The 3523-nt window shown below is 54.9% G+C and carries 2 rRNA genes; both read left to right on the top strand.

Features of this window, described 5'->3' with window-relative positions:
* Positions 1-154 precede the first annotated feature (154 nt).
* A 23S ribosomal RNA gene (locus tag HMJ39_RS13830) occupies positions 155-3042 on the top strand.
* Positions 3043-3230: 188 nt separating this feature from the next.
* Positions 3231-3346, top strand: a 5S ribosomal RNA gene (rrf, locus tag HMJ39_RS13825).
* The last annotated feature ends 177 nt before the right edge of the window (positions 3347-3523 follow it).

Genomic DNA, 3523 nt, shown 5'->3' with positions numbered 1-3523 from the left:
ATGCTCTTTAACAATTTGGGAAATGAGAAGTCCAAGTATTCCAATGGAATACAAGCGTTAGAAGTTTATCTGACACTTGTGTCTATTTGGTGCGATATCGTTGATCGTTGCGAGTTCGTATGGCCTGAACGGTTCAGACTGTTTTGGGTTATATGGTCAAGTGACGAAGCGTGCACGGTGGATGCCTTGGCAGCCAGAGGCGATGAAGGACGTTGTAGCCTGCGATAAGCTCCGGTTAGGTGGCAAACAACCGTTTGACCCGGAGATTTCCGAATGGGGCAACCCACCCGTTGTAAGGCGGGTATCCGTTACTGAATCCATAGGTAACGGAGGCGAACGCGGGGAACTGAAACATCTAAGTACCCGTAGGAACAGAAATCAATTGAGATTCCGTCAGTAGCGGCGAGCGAACGCGGATTAGCCCTTAAGCATGCGACTGGTTAGGAGAACGGTCTGGGAAGGCCGACCATAGTGGGTGATAGTCCCGTATCCGAAAACCTGAGCATGTGAAATCGAGTAGGTCGGGGCACGTGTAACCTTGACTGAACATGGGGGGACCATCCTCCAAGGCTAAATACTCCTGGCTGACCGATAGTGAACCAGTACCGTGAGGGAAAGGCGAAAAGAACCCCGGAGAGGGGAGTGAAATAGACCCTGAAACCGTGTACGTACAAGCAGTCGGAGCCCGCATGTCGGGTGACGGCGTACCTTTTGTATAATGGGTCAGCGACTTATTCTCAGTAGCGAGGTTAACCGTATAGGGGAGCCGTAGGGAAACCGAGTCTGAATAGGGCGACGAGTTGCTGGGAATAGACCCGAAACCGGACGATCTACCCATGGGCAGGTTGAAGGTGCGGTAACACGCACTGGAGGACCGAACCGGGATCTGTTGAAAAAGATTCGGATGACCTGTGGGTCGGAGTGAAAGGCTAATCAAGTCCGGAGATAGCTGGTTCTCCCCGAAAGCTATTTAGGTAGCGCCTCGTATATCACCACCGGGGGTAGAGCACTGTTTCGGCTAGGGGCCCATCCCGGGTTACCAAACCGATGCAAACTCCGAATACCGGTGAGTGCAGTACGGGAGACACACGGCGGGTGCTAACGTCCGTCGTGGAGAGGGAAACAACCCAGACCGCCAGCTAAGGTCCCCAAATTCCAGTTAAGTGGGAAACGATGTGGGAAGGCTTAGACAGCTAGGAGGTTGGCTTAGAAGCAGCCATCCTTTAAAGAAAGCGTAATAGCTCACTAGTCGAGTCGGCCTGCGCGGAAGATGTAACGGGGCTCAAACTGGATACCGAAGCTGCGGCAGTGCCTTTGGCACTGGGTAGGGGAGCGTTGTGTAAGCCTGTGAAGGTGTGTTGAGAAGCATGCTGGAGGTATCACAAGTGCGAATGCTGACGTGAGTAACGATAATGCGGGTGAAAAACCCGCACGCCGAAAGACCAAGGTTTCCTGCGCAACGCTAATCGGCGCAGGGTGAGTCGGCCCCTAAGGCGAGGCTGAAAGGCGTAGCTGATGGGAAACGGGTTAATATTCCCGTACTTCTTGTAACTGCGATGGAGAGACGGAGAAGGCTAGGCCTACCGGGCGTTGGTTGTCCCGGGGAAAGACCGTAGGCTGAGGTGTTAGGCAAATCCGGCACCTTAAGGCTGAGAGTCGAGACCACCGGCCCTTTGCGGCTGGGAAGTGGTTGATGCCCTGCTTCCAGGAAAATCTTCTAAGCTTCAGGTTACAAGGAACCGTACCCCAAACCGACACAGGTGGTTGGGATGAGTATTCTAAGGCGCTTGAGAGAACTCGGGTGAAGGAACTAGGCAAAATGGTACCGTAACTTCGGGAGAAGGTACGCCGCTTGGTGTGAAGGGCTTGCCCCGTAAGCACCGAGTGGCCGCAGTGAAAAGGCCCCTGCAACTGTTTATTAAAAACACAGCACTCTGCAAACGCGTAAGCGGACGTATAGGGTGTGACGCCTGCCCGGTGCCGGAAGGTTAATTGATGGGGTTAGCTTCGGCGAAGCTCTTGATCGAAGCCCCGGTAAACGGCGGCCGTAACTATAACGGTCCTAAGGTAGCGAAATTCCTTGTCGGGTAAGTTCCGACCTGCACGAATGGCGTAATGATGGGGGCACTGTCTCCACCCGAGACTCAGTGAAATCGAAATCGCAGTGAAGATGCTGTGTACCCGCGGCTAGACGGAAAGACCCCGTGAACCTTTACTACAGCTTCACAGTGGACTTTGAGCCTGCTTGTGTAGGATAGCTGGGAGACATTGAAGCGGTGACGCCAGTCATCGTGGAGTCGCCCTTGAAATACCAGCCTGGCATGTTCGAGGTTCTAACCCAGGTCCCTTATCGGGATCGGGGACATTGTGTGGTGGGTAGTTTGACTGGGGCGGTCTCCTCCCAAAGAGTAACGGAGGAGCACAAAGGTACCCTCAGCACGGTCGGACATCGTGCAATGAGCGTAAAGGTAGAAGGGTGCTTGACTGCGAGACCTACAAGTCGAGCAGGTGCGAAAGCAGGTCTTAGTGATCCGGTGGTTCTGTATGGAAGGGCCATCGCTCAACGGATAAAAGGTACTCCGGGGATAACAGGCTGATACCGCCCAAGAGTTCACATCGACGGCGGTGTTTGGCACCTCGATGTCGGCTCATCTCATCCTGGGGCTGAAGCCGGTCCCAAGGGTATGGCTGTTCGCCATTTAAAGAGGTACGCGAGCTGGGTTTAGAACGTCGTGAGACAGTTCGGTCCCTATCTGCCGTGGGCGTTGGAGATTTGAGAGGAGCTGCTCCTAGTACGAGAGGACCGGAGTGGACGAACCTCTGGTGTTCCGGTTGTCACGCCAGTGGCATTGCCGGGTAGCTACGTTCGGACGGGATAACCGCTGAAAGCATCTAAGCGGGAAGCCTCCCTCGAGATGAGATCTCCCTGACCCCTTGAGGGTCCTGAAGGGCCGTGGAAGACCACCACGTTGATAGGCGGGATGTGGACGCGCTGCGAGGCGTGAAGCTAACCCGTACTAATTGCCCGTGCGGCTTGACCATATAACGCCAAAGCAGTTTTGCCGGTTCCCCAGGGAACGGCCTGCGAGGCAGCGGTCAACGATCTCAAGCACTGAATAGCAACAGGTGTCGGATGACCCTGACGCTGGACGCCTCGTTTTCCAGATTGGCTTTGCCCGTGCCCAACGGGCAAGGCAACCCTATTTGGTGATCATCACCAAACCGGTTTGCCTGACGACCATAGCGAGTGGGAACCACCTGATTCCATGCCGAACTCAGAAGTGAAACCACTCAGCGCCGATGGTAGTGTGGGGTTTCCCCATGTGAGAGTAGGTCATCGTCAGGCTCCTAAATACAAAAGACCCCCGTCACGAAAGTGCCGGGGGTTTTTTGTATTTGATTCGCCCCTGCGGGGCTCACCCTTCGGGCCAGCCGCGAGGCGGCTGTTCGGTTTCGCCTCGCGAAACGCGTGGATACGGTGTCCTTCTGTCCCTACACAGGCCCATGTGAGCGACCCTGTTCC

The sequence above is a fragment of the Alloalcanivorax profundimaris genome (assembly GCF_015265435.1).
Lineage (GTDB): Bacteria > Pseudomonadota > Gammaproteobacteria > Pseudomonadales > Alcanivoracaceae > Alloalcanivorax > Alloalcanivorax profundimaris.
This window is presented reverse-complemented; position numbering and strand designations above follow the sequence as displayed.